The sequence below is a fragment of the Streptomyces sp. G7(2002) genome, assembly GCF_028870195.1.
GTDB classification, from domain to species: domain Bacteria; phylum Actinomycetota; class Actinomycetes; order Streptomycetales; family Streptomycetaceae; genus Streptomyces; species Streptomyces nigrescens.
Genome location: NZ_CP102609.1, coordinates 9,221,766 through 9,240,206, shown reverse-complemented (window position 1 = coordinate 9,240,206; position 18,441 = coordinate 9,221,766). Strand labels below are relative to the sequence as shown.

17 protein-coding genes and 1 pseudogene are annotated in these 18,441 nt (G+C 68.4%); 11 read left to right on the top strand and 7 right to left on the bottom strand.

Annotated elements, in window-relative coordinates:
* Positions 1-152: 152 nt before the first annotated feature.
* The gene (locus NUT86_RS39875) at positions 153-680 is read right to left on the bottom strand and encodes an NTPase (RefSeq protein WP_274740256.1); all 528 of its coding nucleotides are present in this window, start codon (positions 678-680) and stop codon (positions 153-155) included.
* A 124-nt stretch (positions 681-804) separates the two neighbouring features.
* On the opposite strand from NUT86_RS39875, the gene NUT86_RS39870 reads away from it, so the two are divergent.
* Positions 805-1,257 (top strand): YbhB/YbcL family Raf kinase inhibitor-like protein, encoded by a 453-nt coding sequence (locus tag NUT86_RS39870; protein ID WP_078518869.1) that lies wholly within the window; start codon positions 805-807, stop codon positions 1,255-1,257.
* Between the two features lie 512 nt (positions 1,258-1,769).
* Here the strand turns inward: NUT86_RS39870 and NUT86_RS39865 are convergent.
* Positions 1,770-2,021: a hypothetical protein gene (locus tag NUT86_RS39865; protein WP_342456276.1), complete on the bottom strand. Its 252-nt coding sequence runs from the start codon at positions 2,019-2,021 to the stop codon at positions 1,770-1,772.
* A gap of 119 nt (positions 2,022-2,140) precedes the next feature.
* On the opposite strand from NUT86_RS39865, the gene NUT86_RS39860 reads away from it, so the two are divergent.
* The 4 genes and pseudogenes from NUT86_RS39860 to NUT86_RS39840 all read left to right on the top strand — a co-directional run.
* Positions 2,141-2,665, top strand: coding sequence for a DUF1877 domain-containing protein (locus NUT86_RS39860; protein ID WP_274740254.1), 525 nt, complete (start codon positions 2,141-2,143; stop codon positions 2,663-2,665).
* Between the two features lie 380 nt (positions 2,666-3,045).
* Positions 3,046-4,515 (top strand): IPT/TIG domain-containing protein, encoded by a 1,470-nt coding sequence (locus tag NUT86_RS39855; RefSeq protein WP_274740762.1) that lies wholly within the window; start codon positions 3,046-3,048, stop codon positions 4,513-4,515.
* Between the two features lie 254 nt (positions 4,516-4,769).
* Positions 4,770-5,636: an alpha/beta fold hydrolase gene (locus tag NUT86_RS39850; RefSeq protein WP_274740252.1), complete on the top strand. Its 867-nt coding sequence runs from the start codon at positions 4,770-4,772 to the stop codon at positions 5,634-5,636.
* Positions 5,637-5,956: 320 nt separating this feature from the next.
* Positions 5,957-6,259 (top strand): annotated as a pseudogene (locus NUT86_RS39840) (transposase); the annotation flags it as partial.
* On the opposite strand, the gene NUT86_RS39835 reads toward NUT86_RS39840, so the two are convergent.
* A complete protein-coding gene (locus tag NUT86_RS39835; protein ID WP_274740250.1) occupies positions 6,252-6,767 on the bottom strand; it encodes a hypothetical protein in 516 nt (171 codons plus the stop codon). The pseudogene NUT86_RS39840 and the gene NUT86_RS39835 sit on opposite strands and share 8 nt — an antisense overlap.
* Positions 6,768-7,940: 1,173 nt before the next feature.
* On the opposite strand from NUT86_RS39835, the gene NUT86_RS39830 reads away from it, so the two are divergent.
* Both NUT86_RS39830 and NUT86_RS40775 read left to right on the top strand, forming a co-directional pair.
* Complete coding sequence (locus NUT86_RS39830) at positions 7,941-8,192, top strand: hypothetical protein (protein WP_274740248.1); 252 nt, start codon at positions 7,941-7,943, stop codon at positions 8,190-8,192.
* Positions 8,193-8,518: 326 nt separating this feature from the next.
* Positions 8,519-8,839: a Ku protein gene (locus NUT86_RS40775; protein ID WP_381682183.1), complete on the top strand. Its 321-nt coding sequence runs from the start codon at positions 8,519-8,521 to the stop codon at positions 8,837-8,839.
* A 336-nt stretch (positions 8,840-9,175) separates the two neighbouring features.
* On the opposite strand, the gene NUT86_RS39825 is transcribed toward NUT86_RS40775, so the two are convergent.
* Positions 9,176-9,367, bottom strand: a complete 192-nt coding sequence (locus NUT86_RS39825) for a hypothetical protein (protein ID WP_274740247.1) — start codon at positions 9,365-9,367, stop codon at positions 9,176-9,178.
* Between the two features lie 195 nt (positions 9,368-9,562).
* Here NUT86_RS39825 and NUT86_RS39820 point away from each other — a divergent pair, with 195 nt between their 5' ends.
* Complete coding sequence (locus tag NUT86_RS39820; RefSeq protein WP_274740246.1) at positions 9,563-10,336, top strand: protein-L-isoaspartate O-methyltransferase family protein; 774 nt, start codon at positions 9,563-9,565, stop codon at positions 10,334-10,336.
* A 1,151-nt stretch (positions 10,337-11,487) separates the two neighbouring features.
* Here the strand turns inward: NUT86_RS39820 and NUT86_RS39815 are convergent.
* From NUT86_RS39815 to NUT86_RS39805, 3 genes are all read right to left on the bottom strand, one after another.
* Positions 11,488-12,036: an FABP family protein gene (locus NUT86_RS39815; protein WP_274740245.1), complete on the bottom strand. Its 549-nt coding sequence runs from the start codon at positions 12,034-12,036 to the stop codon at positions 11,488-11,490.
* Between the two features lie 308 nt (positions 12,037-12,344).
* A complete protein-coding gene (locus tag NUT86_RS39810) occupies positions 12,345-13,136 on the bottom strand; it encodes an alpha/beta fold hydrolase (protein ID WP_274740243.1) in 792 nt (263 codons plus the stop codon).
* A 157-nt stretch (positions 13,137-13,293) separates the two neighbouring features.
* Positions 13,294-15,504 (bottom strand): bifunctional serine/threonine-protein kinase/transporter substrate-binding domain-containing protein, encoded by a 2,211-nt coding sequence (locus NUT86_RS39805; protein WP_274740242.1) that lies wholly within the window; start codon positions 15,502-15,504, stop codon positions 13,294-13,296.
* Positions 15,505-15,728: 224 nt separating this feature from the next.
* Between NUT86_RS39805 and NUT86_RS39800 the strand changes: the two genes are divergently transcribed.
* From NUT86_RS39800 to NUT86_RS39790, 3 genes are all read left to right on the top strand, one after another.
* On the top strand, positions 15,729-16,493 hold the full coding sequence (locus NUT86_RS39800; protein ID WP_274740241.1) for an aminoglycoside adenylyltransferase domain-containing protein: 765 nt from the start codon (positions 15,729-15,731) through the stop codon (positions 16,491-16,493).
* Positions 16,494-17,032: 539 nt separating this feature from the next.
* A complete protein-coding gene (locus NUT86_RS39795) occupies positions 17,033-18,124 on the top strand; it encodes an endonuclease/exonuclease/phosphatase family protein (RefSeq protein WP_274740239.1) in 1,092 nt (363 codons plus the stop codon).
* Positions 18,124-18,369 carry a hypothetical protein gene (locus NUT86_RS39790; protein WP_274740237.1) on the top strand — a complete coding sequence of 82 codons (246 nt, stop codon included), beginning with the start codon at positions 18,124-18,126 and terminating at the stop codon, positions 18,367-18,369. The genes NUT86_RS39795 and NUT86_RS39790 overlap by 1 nt, the downstream gene beginning before the upstream one ends.
* The last annotated feature ends 72 nt before the right edge of the window (positions 18,370-18,441 follow it).

Below are 18,441 nucleotides of genomic sequence, written 5' to 3'. Positions count from 1 at the left end.
TGCCTGAATCGGGTTGTACTGGGCGTTGACCTGCTCGCCTTCGGCCACCCTGACCTTGGGGAACGCGCAGAGCAGCGTACGGCGGCTGATCGGCGTAGCCAATCGGGGTAGCGGGAGCCGCTGGAGGTCGGGCCTCGGCCAGTTGACGGTCGTCATGGACTGTCGAACCGGGCTGCCAGATCCTCGGGGAGGGCGTCCCGGTTCGCCCGGTTCACCTGGACGAGTTCGATGTCGGCGCGCCGCTTGAGGGCATCGGTGAACGGGTCGCTCTTCGCGTGGACGGTGGCGACGATGTCGATCTCGGACGTGAACAGGCACCGGACCACGTCCTGAAACGCGGTGCATGCCAACTCCATACGCCCGAGCTCGTCGATCAGCACGAGCTCGCCGCGAGCCGGATCCGCTGACCTGAGCGGTGGCAGGGCGAGCCGTTCCATGACGTCCAGGTCGACGCCGTACCGGCCCACCCGCGGTGGACCTGGGAGGTCGACGCCGGCGAGGACGCCCCGTAGACCGCTGTCCAGTGTTTCCAGCGCGAAGCCGGTCCGGGTGCCGCCTTGCCGGATCTCCTCCGTGGTGAAGCCGACGGCCCTCCGGTTCAGCAGCAGCGCGGCCAGTCGGCGGACTACGGTCGTTTTGCCCACGCCGGGGCGTCCTTCAAGCAGGATTCTCGTCGGCATCGTGTGCTCCGTATCGGGTGCGTCGTACAGGATTCCCGGCGCGCTGGTCGGCGTACGCGGCCAATCGGGTGTTCTGCCCGCCTGGACCGGTGCCGACCGGGCCGATCAGGGTAGGGCCGCGCGCATGACGGAAATTGAGCTCAGAAGTGTGGCGTTCAACGACCATGCGGCGATCCCTCGACGCCACAGCGGTGAGGGCGACGACGTCTCACCACCGCTGACCTGGTCGGCGGTGCCGGACGGTACGTCGGAGTTGGTTCTGCTCTGCGAGGACCCTGACGCACCGGGCGGGTCATTCCTGCACTGGCTGGTCACGGGTATCGATCCGGGGAGTTCCGGTGTAGCAGAGGGAGAATCACCTCACGGCGGCCAGGAATGGCCCAACGGATTCGGCCGGGTGGGCTGGGGCGGTCCGATGCCTCCGCCAGGGCACGGGGTGCACCGCTACTTCTTCCGCCTGTGGGCCGTTTCGGAGTCGTTTTCCCTACACGGCAAACCGACGGTCGACGCTGTGCATCGTGCTGTGAGAGGCCATGAATTGGCCGGCGGCACGCTCGTGGGCACTTACCAACGTTGATCACTATGGCGGGCGTTGTCCGTGGGAGCGACGCGCCGGCCGCCAATCGACACGCCGTTTCGTCGCCCCTATACCGGGGGTTCCGCGGATACGGGCCGGACCAGGTTGAAGACCTCCCGGGCGGCAGAGCGTTTGAGTCAGCGTTTGAGTCAGCAGATGATCTCGCGTCGGGCCTTGCCCTCCTTGATGCGGCGCGCGTAGTAGTCCTGGGTGCGCAGGTCTTGGCGCAGGCGGGTCTGCACGATCCGGTGCAGGCGGCATTGGCCTGCCGGTCGCCCCCCCCCCCCGGGTTGAGCCGACGGCAATGATGGCGACGCGAGAAGTGCTCGACGGGGCTGACCCCGCACAGTGTGACAAAAGACGCCTCGTTGCCCAGGCGTTCAGGGCTGTCACCCATGATGATCAGCAGGGTGACGGAACTCTCCTGACTGTTACCACCGAGGTGAGCAGCTGCGAGAAGTGGCACTTCACGAGCCGGGCCAGACGGCGTTCCAGATCATGGATCTGCCCACTCAGCTGCTCGATCCGCTGGGCCGGCACATGGGGGCCACCCTCGCCGGTGGCGGCACCTCGATGCAGACGGCGGAGCCGACGAAGATGCTCAGCAGGGCCTCGCGGCGCCATAGATGCAGTCCGATGGTGACCGCCAGGCCCGGCGCGACCGCCCGCCCCTCGGTCGAGGGCAGCGAGGGCAGGGCCCGCGGGGTGTAGATGCTCAGGATGACCATCGCACCGGCGGGCATGCGGGTGCTGGGGTACTGCACGGCCAGAGATGTTGGGGACGGCCGCGCAGCGCTCCGCGGCGACGGCGCTGCAGCAACTGTGCACCGGTCTGGGCGACGAGGTATGTAAAACCGCTGGACGTCGTCGGGATACTGCCGTCATGGCCGTCACTCAGCAACTTGCCCGCATCTCGGTGAAGTATCTCGCCGACTGCCGCAGGTCAGCCGGCGAATCGCCGGATGGAAATCCTCGCTGGGATCCACAGCCGGCGGACGTCTTGGACCTGGACTGGGCGCCAATCTTGCTGGAACGGGTCTGCGAACTGGCGGGTCTTGACGACGTCCGCCTGGACGCCCTACGGCAGGCCATCGACGGTGACTCGGCGATCGACCTGGGCTTCCTCAACACGCACCCGCATGCCATCGGCCCCTTCGGGCCTGCTCCCACGGCCCTTTCCGCAGCTCAAACCGCCCGCGTCTCCGAACTGCTGGTGCAAATGAACATGCCGGCCATGCTGGCCGCCCTGCCGGCCGACGACACACAAGCCGCTTCCTTAATCGGTTACGGAGCTGACAAGATCGTCGGAGACCCGAGGAAGTACCTCCTGAAGCACTTCAATGCCCTGCGTGAGTTCTACCTCGGCGCATCCCAAAGACACCTTCTCATCGTGCTCTGGTGGGACTGACCCAGGACCTCACCCCAGTCCGCCACTCCTGGCGTCGAGCGGCGGCCAACGCGCCTCCGCCCCGACGGCATCGTCACCCGGGCCTCCGCCCCGGGCCTGCCCACGGACACCGCAGCTCTGGCGACCGCACTGCGCACCTGGCTCGGCGAACCGCACACACGTATGGCGAACGGCCAACAAGGTGAACCTGGTCAAGCTGAAGGCAGGAATAGCACCGGCCAACGCAGAGGGGAGGTCTGATGGTGTGCGATCCACTTGGCGGTCGGTTCGGCACAGAGCTGCCCTGATGCTGCCGAAAGGCCGTCCCGCCTCCGCACCGGCAAAACATCCGAGGAGCAGGAACGACGATGGCACCCGATCCGACAATCGCCCAGGTGACCATGACCCTGGCTGCCTTTGCAGCCACCGGGGCCACCCCGCGTCCGTCCGGGGAAACCCTGGAACAGCAGACCAAACGAATCATCACCGGCATCAACGCGCAACTGAGCGATCCCCGTCTTGCGACGCAGGGCGCGTGGAAGCTGGTGTGGCTCGCCCTGAGCCCGGCCAACGCCAATATGGCCTATATCGCACAGAGCACCAACGGCTCGAACGAGTTCGCCGTGGTCGCTCGCGGAACGGACGCCGATCTGACCGACATCCTTGAGGACCTCGACGTCGGCACGGTCGTCCCGTTCCCCGAAAGCGGATCGCCGAAGCCCATCGCCGTATCCAAGGGGGCAAAGGACGCGTTCACACGAGTGGTCAACGCCCGCTCGATCGCCTCTCCCTCCCCGAACGCCACGCTCGCTCAGGCGCTCTCCGTCGCGCTCAAGGCGGCGCCCTCCTCGCCGCAGCCGACCGTCTATCTGACCGGTCACAGCCTGGGCGGTTGCATCGCCACCATGCTCGCGCCGTACCTGCAGGCACAGACGTGGCCGAAACAGCCGAAGTTCGCGGTGATCACCTATGCCGCTCCCACCGCCGGCGTGCAGAGCTTCGTCGACTACTTCAACTCCGTGCCGTGGGTCATCGACGAGCGCCAGAACAACGCCTACGACCTGGTACCGCACGCGTGGGCCGATCTCGACACCACCGCCGGCTGGTACCCGAGCCCGGGACCGCAGGCGACCGACGAAGTGAAGCTGCTCATCGGGACGATCTCCAAGCGCACCAAGGGCAACGTCTACGTCCAGCCCGGCACGCTCCGCCCGATGAACACCGGATACACGAGCCTCGCCAAGAACCTGGTCAACAAGACCACCCAGGACTTCCTCGGCCAGGTCGCCTTCCAACACGCCAACTCCACCTACCTGGACCTGGTGGGGGCACCTCCCGTCCCTTCCCCGCCGGTGGTGACCGACGTGACCCCCACCTTCGGTGCGGCAGGCGCCACGGTGACCATCAACGGCAACGGTTTCAGTCAGGACAGCATGGTCGACTTCGGCCACTTCGCCTGCACCGAGCGGCCCACCATCGACTCCTCCGGCCTCAAGATCACCGCCAAGGTCCCCAACGGAACCGGCGTCGTCCACGTCCGCGTCACCAACACCCTCGGCACCTCCCCGGCCGTCGCGATGGCGCAGTTCGCCTATGGCGGACCCGCACCTGTGGTGGTCAGTGCGGTCAGCCCGACCAGCGGAAAGGTCGGCACCCCGGTCACCATCGGCGGCTCGGGCTTCGCCAATGGCGCCACCGTGCACTTCAAGGACAAGGCATCCGGTTCGGTCAGGTTCATTTCCACCAACCAGATCACCGCAACCGCGCCCGATCAGCTCGACGTCCACCAGACGGTGAACATCACCGTGACGGTCGGCAAGGCCACCTCTCCCACCAGCCCGGCCGACGAGTTCACCTACACCGGACGCTAGCGTCCGCACAACCCGTTCCCGGGGTGGCCTTCGAGCAGCCCCGGGCCCTCGCCGCCGACCGGTCGAACCGTGCCCGGGCGAGGGATCGCCGCAGGACCGTTCGCCCGGCGGTGAGCAGGCCACGGAGCTGCGCAGCACGGCCGAGCAGCTGCCGGGTGCAGGCTGGACTGCTGCATCAGGCAACGTTCGCCTTGTACGGGGCTACGGTGAAAGTCGAGTGCGATACGTCCTGCTCCATGGCCATGATGTGGATCATGACTGTGTACGTCGACGATCCTGTCCGGCTCGGTGAGAGTCGTCTTTCTGATGGACGGTTGCTTGGGTGGGCCGAGTGGGGGCCGCTGGACGGGGTGCCCGTTTTGCTGTGTCCGGGTGCGGCTACGAGCCGGTGGCTCGGTTTCGGTGCAGGCGTCCTTGAGGCGCTTGGAGTGCGTCTGGTCTCGGTGGACCGCCCGGGGCTCGGTGCCTCAACACCTGCACCCGGCCGGACCTTCTCCGACTTCGCTGGTGATATTCGTCAACTCCGTGTGCTGCGAGGGCTGGAGCGCCCTGCTGTCATCGGGAACTCGCAAGGTGCGCCGTTCGCTCTCGCCTGTGCTGAGGAGGGCGTCGCTTCCGCACTGGCTGTCGTCTCTGGCGCGGATGAGGTTGCCGCGCCGGAGTTCGCTTCCGCTCTGGCGGCGGATCTGCGTGGCTTCGTCGAGCGGACTCAGGACGACCCGGTCGGCGCCGAAGAGATCTTCGCGGGCTTCAGCGCGGATGCGATGTGGGACATGGTCATCTCCGGGAGTCCGGAGTGCGACCTTGCTGTGTATCAGGATCCCGATTTCGCGGTTGCCTACCGCAGGGCCTTGGACGAGGGCTTTGTTCAAGGTGCGGCTGGTTACGCCCGCGACACGGTCCTGGCCATGGGGCGGTGGCCGTTCGTCCTGGACAAGATCGATGTCCCCGTCGACATCTGGTACGGCGAGCGGGACACCAGCCACTCTCCCGATCACGGAGCACTGCTCGCTACCCGTATGCCCAGTGCTCATCGCCGTGTCGTACCCGGGATCGGCGGCGCGCTGCTGTGGACACATGCCGAGTCGATCCTCACCTCCCTCCTTGGGATAATGAGGTGAGCGCAGTGGGCGGCAACCGCGCTGACCAAAGTTCACAAGCGGCTGGGCGGAGCGCTGTTTCAGCAGGTCACGCGAGCGGAAGCGCCGACGAACCGCGCACATATCCACGGCCGTCCCGGGCCCCGGTGGTTCGCGCCCGTGCGTCCCATCCGCACGGTGCCGCGAGCTTCTTGCGCGCCCACCAACGCCACGGCGCCCACCCTCTGGACGCCGCAGGCTGCGAGGCCTACGTGACCGAGACCGCCCTCGTAGCCGGCGCTCTGGGCGTCATCGCCCCACCCCGCAGTCGCATCGAGGTCGGCGACGGCAGCACCTTCCCGACCGCCGGCCACCTGGCCGCCTACGCGGGTCTCGCCCCGGCGACCCGGAGTTCGGGCTCATCGATCCGCGGCGAACAGCCTTCCCAGAGAGGAAACAAGCAGCTCAAGCGGGCCTTCTTCCTATCGGCGTTCGCGGCGCTCGGTGACCCGTTCTCCTGGGTCTACTACGACAAGAAAATCGCCCAGGGCAAGCACCACACCCGAGCCCTGCTCTGCCTCACGAGACGCAGGTCCGACGACATCTTCGCGATGCTCCGCGACGGCACCTTCTACGAGCCCCAGCCGTCAGCCTCAGTCACCTGACCTGCGGTTCTGCAAGGAGAACGACTCGATCAGCCTCGACGTCGAAACCGAGCACCGGATGGCCGTACTCGCCCTCCGGGTCCATCAGCACCGGCTTGCCCAACCGCCGCCCGACCTCCCGAAGGAAGCCGCAGAACACATCAAGTCGATCCTGGCCCTGCAACTCCCGCAGGTCGACGTCGAAGTCGACTTCATCGTCGGCAAGGAAACGGAAGATCGCCAACACATCGGCCGTCAGCCAGACCCGCAGGTCCGGGCACTCGGCATCCGCCGGGCGGGACAGCACAACCCCCGCCGGGGGCACCGGAAGCACCCTCTCTCCCTCGGAGTACTGGAACTTCCAGCCCTTCTCCACGACAAGATCCAGCACCGCCTGCCAGTCCTCCACCGAGGCATTCGGGACCCGCACGTCCGGCAACGCCCCCATCAAGTCCAGATCGAAGAAGCACTTCACGTCATCCCACAGCAGGTCACTCACCCCGCCATGCTGCCCAGATCGCGCCCCCATCGCCCCCCTTTTCCCTTGACCAAAGAGATAGGGGCCCCTGCCACAGTCGCCGTAACGCCGCCGAGGACCACCGGACGCCCTCCCCTGCTGACAGGCGGACAGATACGGAGAGGAGGATGTTCCCCGGTGTGACAGAACCGGTCACGACTGCGATGCACCGACGGACTGCAGTTCGCCCGGCGGAGCCAGGGGGCAATACGTGCTTGCGGCGTGGTCAGACGGCTTCAGTGCCCCAAACGTGGGGTCCGCCCCCGTGCCATTTGATCGCTGGGTCGTTCAGCCGTACTTCTTCAGGGTCGTCCACTCCTGCGCGGGGTAGGTTTTCCAGCAGATCCACTACGCCGTAGGCGACACCGAGGTCCACATCAGCGACGCGTACCCAATGGCGCCGAAGGGGCTGGGCCGGTGCACCACGATTGGGGGCAGAGGGGCAGGCATGTCCTCGGCCTGCCCAAACGCGGCCGGATACGCCTGAGATCCTGCTGAGCCTGCTCACCCCTGACGACAAACTGTGGCTGCTGGATGGCGACTAGGGCTTCTGGCCCGGGCTGGCCGAGATGAGCGCCGGCTACCACCTCAATCCGATCGTCATGGGTGCGAACTCCCGTCATACAACTCTGTGATCGGCGAATGGGCCGGGCAGAACGAGCAGTTGCTGGAAGGCCCATCACGCATTCGACTTGGAGGACGAACCCGGCCCCGATGTCGTCATCTCAGCCGAGCGCCGGGCCCTCCCCTCGCCCGCGAGGTATTCCGCGCATCGACCGTGCTGCTCGAAACGACAGGGCTCTTCTCCCTCTAGACGCCGGGAGGCAGGAATACGCCTTGCCGGCGGATAACCGGGCAGTGGTGCGCGACCTCGCGGGGCTGCGGATCGGCCTCCCGCTGTACATCACTGCCGGGGCGAGCAACGGCTGGAGGCAGCTCGACGCGACCCTTCATGCATTTCCTTGCCCCATGCACCCAATTCCCCCTACCGCACCTTTGGGCGCGCTCCGGTGCAGGTGTAAGGTCTACGTAAAAGGTACCTAGGCGACATATCCGACCCTGTCCATGGCATGACCGTCAGGAGTCGGTTTACCCAGGGGCAGCTCCCGAACTTCCCGTCCCCTGCGGAGACTCATCGTCAGGTGGCGGGACGCAAGATTCCTAGCCTGAAGAAGGTGTGGACCTATGTCCACCAATCGTTTGACGCGAGCCATCGCTCTGACCGCAGGAGGCCTCCTGCTGGCAGGTGGCGCCGCGGTTGCCACAGCCGGGACGGCGTCCGCCACCCCGACACACGCACCGGTCAGCTACTCCAGCCACGACGACGGGCATGACTGGGGCTACTACCACGACGATGGTCGTGGTTACGGCGACTACTACGACTACGGTTACGGCCTTGGTGGTTACGTGATCATCATTGGCCTTGGCGGCTACTGACGACCGTCGCCTCCTGTCCGTCCAAGCGCGCCGGTGCCCGGGATTCCCTGTCCCGGGCATCCCTCATGCCAGCAGAGGCACCGCCGGGCGCCGCCCCTGGCAGTCGGCACGTTCGGTGGCAGGGGCGGCACAGCGAGTTCTGCTACGACGTCCGGGATCGCTACCCGCCTCCAGAGGTGCCGCATCGTGGCAGGTCACGCATGATCGCGCGTGCTCTGGACGCTCCCGTTCGCCTGTTTACGACCGCGCCTACTACGCGGCGCCCGACGGGGCGGCCGCGGACCGCCCGTACGTGTTGCTGACCGAGGCCCTCGCGCACCGGCTACGTGGGCCTCTGCAAAATCGCCCTCCGCCAGCGCGAAAGACTCGCGGTGCTGCGCCCCCGACACGGAGTGATCGTGCTGCAGACCCTGATGTGGCGCGACGAGGTGCGCGAGCCCGGAGACCTGGGCCCGTCGGCACCCTTCACCGATAGGGAGCTGCAGCTCGCAGCTGCTCCTGTCCGAACTCACCGGCGTCGAGATGCAGCAGATGGAGGGCGTATACCGGCACACGCTGGAGCAACTGGTGGCTGCCAAGATTGTGGGAAGCGAAGTGCCGGAGCTGCCGACGCCGCAGCCTGCCGTCGACCTCATGGCCGCCCCTGAGCGGAGCGTCCGGACCGCGCGCCGCTCCCGCAGTAGGCCGGTCCGGCTCGCGCCCCGTCAGTGGAAGCCCAGCATGCCGGGTGGGCCGATATCGACGGTGGCCACGCCGGGCGCGGGCGGGTAGGCGTCTTCGTTGCCGGTCGGCAGGGTCGATATCCCGGTTCGGTGCACTCCGGACGTGGCAGTGCGCAGTACAGGGCATGGCAGGAGTCCGGGCCACCTTAGCCGTCGCGGATCATGGTGCCGACGCTGATTCTTCCGCGACCACCACCCCGAGGACCTGGCAGCCGCTGTCAACCTCGTCGAACTCTTCCAACAGATCAAGGGCGTCGGCCCCTACACAGCAGCCGCCATGGCCTCCACGCCGCACGTGACCCTGCCGTCTTCGGGGTCGACGTGTGGGACCGCGAGATCCTCGCCCGACGGCTCCTCGACGCCGAGGACGCCGCCCCCGATGACATCCACGAACGCCTCACCCGCCTCGTCCCCGGCCACGCCGGAACCGCCGCGCTCTACCTCGTCGAGCACGAATACCTCCACCCCCCGTCGCCCCGCTCCTGCCCCCGACGCGATCAAGACCTGGAACCAGGAACTGCACCGTGAGGAGCTGCACCGTGAGGAGCTGCCCGCGGTGCTGCACGGCGGCGAGAGCGTGCTGATTCAGCACGACGGGGAATCCTTGGTGGGCCGGCCGGGGCCCGTTCCGGCGGGGCGATCACATCCATGTCCACCAAGATGGACCTGACCGCATCCGTACTGGAAGAGCTGGACCTGCGGTCCGGGCGGAGGGTGCTCGATGTCGGCACCGGTGCGGGGGTGACCGCGGCGGTGGCCTGTCACGTCTGCGGAGACACGACGGTAGTCACCCTGGACCGGGACCCGAACGTCGCGGTCGCCGCCCAGGCGCGGATCGACGCTCTCGGGTTCCGGCCCGCTGTGGTGAGCGGCAACGGAGAGTCCGGCTGGCTGGAAGCCGCACCGTACGACCGGATCTTTGTCTCCTTCGTCCTCCCGTCCGTGCCAGAGGCGCTGGTCGATCAACTCGCGCCTGGGGGCGTGCTGTTGATGCACATCACGACGGACTCGCCTTCGTGGCCCGCGCTGGCAGTGGTCTCCAGGGGCCCGGACGGGCGGATCTCCTCGCACCTGCGGGCGGTGGAGTTCGCCCACCGGACGGCGCACGGCCGCAAGCAGATCTTCCTCTCCCCCGCGTTCCGCGAGCGCATCGCGGCCCGGCGCACCGACGGCGGCGCGGAGGTCCGACGGTTCCGGTCTTCTGAAGTGCCGCCACCGGAGGAGGCCCGCGGTTTCTGGCGCGCGCTGGACGCGTTGCACTCGGGCTTGGTGCAGCACAGGGGCGTCGACAAGCTGGTGATCGGCGCGCCAAACTGCGCTTCCTGGATGGCTGCCAGCCCGGACGGCTCCGGCGCATGGGCGGTCATGCCCGCTGGCCCGCGAAACATCTGGACCGAGATCCACCAGACAGCCCTGCGCTGAGGGACGCCGGCGAGCCGGAGGCCTACCGGCTCGATCTTGAGCCCGACGGCACGCAGCGAGTGAGCGCCGGCCACGGGGAGAGCGCACTGGCCTGGCGACTCCCTGCGCCCCGCGATACCGCCACGCAGGCAACGCCACGAGCACACCACCACGAGAGAAGGACGCATTGAGTGCGAGCCCTGACGGTTCCCTGCGGTCGGGCGGCTGCCTGCGCCGGAGGATCCGGTTCACCGTCACCGGCAGCCCCGACTATCGCTACACCTGCAGCTGCACGCACCACCAGCGGCTGGACCACGAGCGAGATCGTGTGGCAGGCCGAGTTCCAGCCGTCGGGAATCCCTGCCGCGGACGCGGAAGGCGTCGTCGCTGGAGTCTTTGGCGGCGGACTGGATAACCTGGCCAGCCTGATTGCAAAGGAGACGGTGCCGGCCGACTGTCAGGAAATGCAACGCTGGCGCCTACGGCCACGCGGGCGCCGGCCACCGCGTCTAGCTGGACAGGGTATGCAGCGCCCGCATCGGCCGACCTGCACCGCCCACCCCTGACCGGCGACAGCTTTGCCACCGGCACCTACTGAACACCCGTCGCAAACGGTCCTCAGGGGCGGGCAGCTAGCAGCTACCGCATCGGCTCCGGCTCCGGCTCCACGCAGCTTGGGGGCGAGATTCTCCATCGCGGGCAGCGTGCCCGAGTAAGCACGACGACCACCGCCCGGCGAGACCAAGTACTTCGCGACCATTCCCGCCTTCTCCCCCTTGCGGCTGGCTTGGAGCCGCCGATGCTGACTGAGCAGCTGAACGGCGTCGGCTACTAAGCACGTTGACGTCCGCCGTGGCCTCTGGAAGCTGAAACCCCGCCGTCGGGAGCCTGTCCGGGCCGACCGTTGCTGTCTTCTTGCACGGCGGGGCAGGGGGCGGGGCGGCGGGCGGGGCGACAGAGCTCCGGCGCGCAGGAAGGCTCGTACGGATGCGGATGCCGATGCGATTGCGGCTCGGCTGACGGGAAGGGGGCTGCGGTCTCTGCATCATTCCCGTCCCGCAGCCGATGCCAGCGCGGCAGGCAGACCCGCACCGACAGACCTGGCCCGGAAACCCCACACCGACAGACCCACACCGGCAGGCCCTCACAGCGCATGTGCCCCCTGGCGCCACCTAGCTGCCGGCCCCGCGTCGCAGTTGGGCCGAAAGGTGGTGTTGCAACGGCTGACCGACCGCCGCGAGATCGTGGACGAAGGTGAGCGTGTCCTCGTCGGTCAGGGTGTAGCGGCGGTGGGTGGCGTTGACCTCCTTGGCGGTGGGGGCGAGAGCCACCTCATGGGTGGTGAGGTCGACCACTCCCTCGCCGGCACGGCCGACCGAGATCTCCGCGATGCCGGTGGGCTGGGTGATCAATGCCTCCACCCGCCCATCGGGCTGTAGCCGCCACCAGCCGCTCTCCCGGGCCGACGGCCGCAGCGGGGTGTCGTCCGCATCGAGCAGCCAGGCGCGCGCCTCGTAGTGGAGGAAGGGGCGCCCGTCGTGGCTGAAGGTGACCTCCTGCGCGTACGTGAACTCCTCGGCCAGCGTGGGGTACCCGCCACGGCCCCGGCCGAACCAGGTGCCCAGGAGCCCGATCACCGGCGTGAGCAGTGCGTGCGGTGCAGGTGCTTCGTCGGGTCGCAAGGCGTCGGGATACGGGTGCTTCGGGGCGTGGTCGGACATGATGTGCGCTCCTGGGTTGAGGCGGGTGCCGGGTGGCAGCCTAGGGCGTCGATCCACCGACGCCGGGCAGTGGAGGGCGCGCCGCCCGGTTACTGCCCTACGGGCACGGTGGAGCCGGTGCCGCCGCATCCTCCGTACGCGCTCCCGGGGCGAGGGAGCAAGGGGGCCGGCTGACCGAGTGGCTCCCTGGCGTCAACCCGCCTCGACACCAGGGGTGTTGGGCGAGGTACTGGCTCGTCTCCTTGTCGGAGTGGCACTCGTTCGTCACCTGTCCGGTCCGGCAACCGTGAGGCGCCCGACCCGCCTCCCTATCCGTTCAGCAGGCTGCGGAGGTGGTTGGAGACGGCCATCGGCTGCTCCGTCGGCGCATCGTGCCCGGAGCTCACCTGTGTCAGACGGGCTCCTGTGATGCCCTGTGCGAGAGCGGCGGAGTGGTCCGGGGTGACGAGGATGTCGTTGGCCGCGGCGATCACGAGGGTGGGGACGCTGAGCTCTCGTAGTTCGGCCCGGACGTCGATGCGCAGGGCGAGGTCGATGTGCTGCCGCGTGCCGGGCGGCAGAGCGGCAGCTGTCTCCCTCGCCAGACGGTCGAGGTCCGCGGTGTCCAACTGGTCGAGCGCGGCCGGGCCGCAGGAGAGCTGAAGGAGGTACCGGCCCAGCAAGGCGGGCTCGGCGTCCATCAGTTGTTGCCAGTTGTGCAGGGCCAGACGCAGCCGGGTGTCGGGGCGGGCGAAGCCGGTCAGCAGGGCCAGCGCGGTGACCTCGCCAGGATGGCGGACGGCATGACGTACGGCGATGGCGCTGCCCATGGAGTATCCGACGACCGCATAGCGTTCGAGTCCGGCCTGTGCGGCTGTCAGGGCAATGCTGTCGGCGAGGGTGTCCAGCTGGAGGGGGCCCTCGGGCAGGGCGCTGCCGCCCGAACCCGGATTGTCGACCAGGAGGACCCGGTGGTGCGAGGCCAGGTGTTCGGGGAGGCTGCCCCAACTGGTGGCGCCGCTCCCTCCTGCACCATGGACCAGAACCACGGGGCTTCCCTGGCCGTGCTCGGTGTAGTGCAGAACGGCAGGGCGCTCGGCGGGGACGGCGACGTCGGGCACGGGTGTCTCCTTTGTCCGGGGCGGGCCGGGCAGGCCAGTTACACCGTAGGTGTCGACCGCTCTGCACTAGCTGCCAGGTCAGGGGCCGGCTGAACACTTCCAGGCGGCCGCATCTCCACTACGCTCCTCCTCCCCCCCCGAGCGGCGCCCGGCTGCCCTACGAGCCCTCGTTGACGACCGCCCGCTCCACCGCGCCGTCCTCGACGTGCCACTTCTTGAGGATCTTCGCGTATTCGCCGTTCCTGATGAGGCGGTCGAGAGCTTCCCGTACGGCGTCGCGCAGAGCCGTGTTCGTCTTGGCGACCGCTACACCGTAGAGAAGGGGTTCTAGCCGCTCACCACTGAGTTCGAGGGCGGTGCCGCCTGCGCGGGTCGCGGCGTTGTGGGCCGCGACAGGGAAGTCGTCGAGGCAGGCCGTGGACCGGCCCTTGGCGACATCGTCGTAGACGTCCTCCGGTGAGTCGAACTCCCGGATCTTCAACTTCTGGGGGACCTGCCGGTTCAGCTGGTCCAGGAGGTCACGGGCGACCGTGCCGCGCTGGACGGCGACCTTCCTGCCGGACAGGTCTCGGGGGGCCTTGATGTCCTCCGGGTTGCCCTTACGGACGACGAGCACCAGCCCGGACTGGAAATAGTCGACCAGGTCGACGCCGCCGCTGCCGGTCTTCGTGCCGTCCGTGCGCCCTTCCTGACGGTCCTTGGTGTCGGTCATCGCCGACATGACCAGGTCGAAGCGGTTCGCATGCAGGCCGGTGAGGAGGGTGTCGAAGACGGCGTTCACGAACTTGACGCGCAGGCCCAGCTCACGGCAGAGGGCGTTCGCGAGGTCGACATCGAGACCGGCGGGCTTGCCGTCCCTGACGAACTCCATGGGCTCGTAGGCGATGTCCGAGCCGATGGTGACGATGCCCTTATCGCGTATCTCCTTCGGCAACCGGTTGGACGGGGTCCCGATGGCCGAAGGGTTCCCGCCCGGCTTGGAGTCGCCGGACGGCTTCCCGCTGCCGCCGGGCTTGCCCCCGGCGCCCGTGCTGCCGCCGTCCCCGCCGTCCGCCTGAAGCACCCAGGCCAGTGCCCCGCCACCTACTCCGACCCCGACGACGGACAGCGCGGCGAGCACACGGCGCCGGCTCGGCCCCGGGGACTCGGGCCGGCCAGGGGACCCGGTCTGCCCAGGAGGCCAATCCGACGGGACGGCGTGCGGCCCCGGTGACGAAGCGGGGCCGTGGCGCTCCTGCGGCGGAGTGGCGAGGGCTGGGCCGTACTGGCCCGGGGGCGCAGTGGCGGGCTGCGGAGGCGTGGGGGTGCCTGCGGGCGGCGGCACGTCGTACGACGGCGGGGGCGGTGCGCCGTCCGCCGTCGTACGGGTCGGCAGCCGGTCGTAGGGGACGTCGGCGGGCCCCTCGGCCGGGGTCCGCGGCGCGAACATGTCCGGGGACCTGGGGTCGCTGAGCTGCGCGGACAGACTGCGCAGCTGTACGGCGACGGGCTCCGGCAGCCAGTCGCCGTAGGGGCCCGGTGCGCCCACCCCTGCCATGAGAGCGGGCAGAGCGGGCCGTCGCTCCGGATCCTTCGCCAGGCATGTCGCTGCCAACTCGCGTAGGAAGTCCGCGAGTTCGTCGAGCCGAGGCTCCTCGTGCACGGTGCGGTACATGAGGACCTGCGGATCGGCGTTCCCGTAGGGGCCGCCGCCCGTCGCCGCGTACACGATCACCCCGCCCAGCGCGAACACGTCCGCCGCGCCCGTGACCTTGGGGCCGGTCATGACGAGTTGCTCGGGCGCCATGAACCCCGGGGTGCCGAGGGCGGTGCCGGTCGTCGTCAGGGCGGTGTCCGCGGCGGAGTGCGCGATGCCGAAGTCGATCACGCGCGGGCCCTCGGCGGTGAGCAGGATGTTCGACGGCTTGAGGTCGCGGTGCACCAGCCCGTGCGCGTGTACCGCCGTCAGGGCGTGCAGCAGGCCGGCCGTCAGCAGCCGCACCGCGTGCTCGGGCAGCGGCCCGCAGTCGTGCACGGCATCGGTGAGCGAGACACCCGGCACGTACTCGGTCGCCATCCAGGGCACGTCGTCGTGTGGCGCGGCATCGACCACCGGCGCCACGAACGGTCCGCCCACCTGCTGGGCCGCGGATACCTCACGGGCGAAACGAGCGCGGAAGCCCCGGTCGTCGGCGAGTTCGGAGCGCGCGGTCTTCACCGCCACCGGCCGCCCGTCCGCCGCGCGGCCGAGATAGACCCGTCCCATACCGCCGCCACCGAGCAGCCCGATGATCCGGAACGGACCGATCTGCTGCGGATCGTTCTTCGCCAGCGGTCGCACCAATACCCCCACCCGTGCCAGCAGTTGTCCGACACTATTCTCCCCCACGGCCCGGTCGTCGGGGCAGCGGACGGCCGTCCCTCCGGCCCCGCCCCGCCCCGCCCCGCTCTCGGGACGGTGCACGGCCGGGATTCCGCGCAAAGGCTGCTCGTGCGGTCTGTAAGGGGGCTCTCTGTGGGTCGTGTGGGTCGGTGTGTCCCGCTCAGGGGCTGGGGTGGTCGCTGCCGGCCCGCCCGCGCCCCGCCGGAATGGGCGTGTATGACACTGACGTGATGGATCAGCTTGGGCGGACCGTCGAACTCGTCCGCGACACGGTGGGGCCCGACCTTGTCGGCATGTACCTGCACGGGTCTGCCGTGCTCGGGGGCCTTGCCCCGGCCAGCGACTTGGACGTCCTGGCCGTGACACGCAGGAGTCTGGGAGACCGTCAGCGGCATTCACTGCTGGAGGGGCTCCTGCAGATCTCCGGCTTGACCTCCGGAGTCCGGCCGGTCGAACTCCTCGTCGCTGTCCAGTCCGAGGTCCGGCCCTGGAGGTTCCCGCCGACGGGGGACTTCCTCTTTGGCGAGTGGCTGCGTGAGGAGTTCGTGGCGGGCGGGATTCCGCAGCCTGGTCCGATGCCGGACCTGGCCCTGGTGATCACAATGGTCCTGGCGGGTGACCGCCCCCTGACGGGCCCGCGGCCCGCCGAGGTGCTCGACCTGGTGCCGCATTCCGACCTCGTCCAGGCGAGCGTCGCGGGCGTCCCCGAACTCCTGGCCGAGCTGGATACGGACACCCGCAATGTCCTGCTGACCCTCGCACGCATGTGGACCACTCTCGCCACCGGCGAGCTCAAACCGAAGGATGCCGCTGCCGACTGGGCTCTCGCCCTTCTGCCCCCGCAGCACCGCCCTGTCCTGGAGCACGCGAGGAACCTGTATCTCACGTGCCATTACCAGGACGAGACGTGGAGCGATGAGCTGAAGTCCCAGGTCCGACCGCATGTCGAGTACGTGCTGGCCCGAATCAACAGTCTCCGCCGCAGACAGGAGTGAACGGGTGGGACGGCTCCCCGCACCGTGGTTGAGCTCAGCGTGGGATCCGGTCCGTCTTTGAGGCGGGGCTGCCGAAGCGGGTCAGTGCTTCTTCGACCAGTCCTAGCGTGGACCGCGGCGGGTGAGCCTGCGGGTCATGAGGGTAGTGAGGGTCATGAGGGTGATGAGTGCCCAGGTCAGATGCGCTTCGGAGTGCTGCGGGAGGCGTTCGTGGTCGCGGACGTTGCGCCGGGCCTTCGTGATCCAACCCAGTGTCCGTTCGACGGGTTGCTCACCCGCGCAGTCTCCTGTGCCTGCGGTCTGAGGGCCGCCCCCGGGGCCTTGTGTCCGGCCGTCATCCGCAGCGCGTATGTCCGGGTCAGAAGGATCGGTGGATGTCGCCTTCGGCGATCATCGCCCGACGGGACGGCGGACTACCGTCGTGAGGGCCCGCTCCGCTGCTGACGCCCCAGGGCTGCTCCCCCGCCCCGGGAGCGGCCCTGCTCCGTTCGACAGCCATGGCCCGCCGCCGGAGAATCGGAAGTGTGCAAGGAGGGGCCATGAGCATCCGCATAGCCACTTTCAACTGCGAAAACCTCTTCCGGAGGCCCATCGTCTTCGGTAGCGGAAACGACCCTATACGCGACGCCGTGCTCGAGGACTTCAGGAAACTTGTCGGAATCCTCGATCACGACACGTATACGGCCAACGACAGAACAAAGATCATCGAGCTTCTCAAGAAGCACAGCGTCGATGTCTCCCAGGAAATCTCCACCCAGACGATCCTGATGAACGAGCCGCGCGGACGGGCCCGGCTGCTCCAGGGCGAGGGCAGGAACATCGAGGTCAGGGCCGAGGCCACGGGACGGTCCGCCTGGGTCGGCTGGGCCGAACTGGTCAAGGACGACCTCAGCTGGGACGCCGTCAAAAACACCGCCAGGGTGATCGCCGAGGTGAACGCCGACATACTGCTGACGGTCGAAGTCGAGGACCGGCTCACCCTGCACCGCTTCAACAAACAGGTGATGGCGGGCCAGTTCGAAGCGGAACCGTATCCGTTCAACATGCTGATCGACGGCAACGACATTCGCGGCATCGACGTGGGGCTGTTCAGCCGGCACCCGATCACCTCCGTACGCTCGCACATCTTCGACAAGAAGAATTCCCGGGACATCTTCAGCCGGGACTGCCCGGAATTCGAGATCGACATCGATGGCGAACCGCTCTGGCTCCTCGGGAACCACTTCAAGAGCAAGCGCGGCGGCGGAGGCGGCGACAAACGCAAGCTCCAGGGCGAGCGCGTCGCCCAGCTCTACCAGGCCGCGCTCGAGCGCTCGGCCCATGTCGTAGTCGCCGGGGACCTCAACGACACCCCGGGCAGCCCGCCGCTCATGTTCCTCGAGGCCACCGGCCTGAAGGACGCGATGACCCACGACAGTTACGAGGGACCGCCCGGCACCCACGGGAAGTGCACGAACCCCAGCGACAAGATCGACTACCTGATGTTCTCGCCGGAGCTGTTCGCCAAGGTGGACAAGGTCGAGGTGGAGCGGCGTGGGATCTTCGAGTTCGGCACCCCGTTCGACACCGTGACCGGACCCGGCGACCAGGCTTCCGACCACGCTGCCATCGTCGCCGAACTCGACCTGTAATGGCAGCCCGGCGGCGCCGCGGGGCTGCCGGGCGAGGCGAGGGCTGGTCGATCGACCCGGAAATAGCCCTGCCCCCATCCGCTGCACCGCTCGCCGAACGGATCGTCACCCTGCCCTCGCCGTCCGACCGCACGGTCCGCACGGTCCGCACCATGCTGGATGCGATCACGCTGGCCGGCAGACCCGTGATCCTCCGGTCGCTGATGGTCGCTGCACGAGACGCGTTCCCCCACCACACCACGTGATCGACGATCAGGAGCTCGACGCCTTACCGCCAGCCATGCGCGCACTCGCTAGCCCACCGGTACGTCCTTACG